Here is a 354-nt window from a genome sequence, read left to right on the forward strand (position 1 = left end):
CAACGACCCCCCATTCAAGAACAGCAAGCAGCATTGAGAACTTTGGAATCCAGTCCCTCTTCCACCTGCTGATCTGCGACTTATCAACGCCCACAGCTTCCGCTGTCTTCTCAGTTCCAAGCATTGCGATTTTGTTAAGCAACGCACTCTCGATTCGTAGAGCCTCGTTGCGTTTGTTTGCACGAACCATATGTAAGTATTTCCTTAGATAACAATTGATTGAATGTATGCAAATAAATGCATACACCATAGGTGTGGTTTAATTTGATGCCCTTTTTCAGGGCTGGAATGTGTAAGAGCGGGGTTATTTATGCTGTTGTTTTTTTGTTACTCGGGAAGGGCTTTACCTCTTCC

Annotated in this window: 1 protein-coding gene; it reads right to left on the reverse strand. The window is 44.1% G+C overall.

Going from position 1 to position 354, the window contains the following annotated elements:
• Nucleotides 1-190 (reverse strand): CII family transcriptional regulator (locus EDI28_RS26750; RefSeq protein ID WP_128786734.1); only part of this gene is annotated, 190 nt, incomplete at its 3' end.
• Nucleotides 191-354 lie beyond the last annotated feature (164 nt).

This window comes from Photobacterium chitinilyticum (assembly GCF_004104355.1).
In the GTDB taxonomy this organism is placed as follows: Bacteria; Pseudomonadota; Gammaproteobacteria; order Enterobacterales; family Vibrionaceae; genus Photobacterium; species Photobacterium chitinilyticum.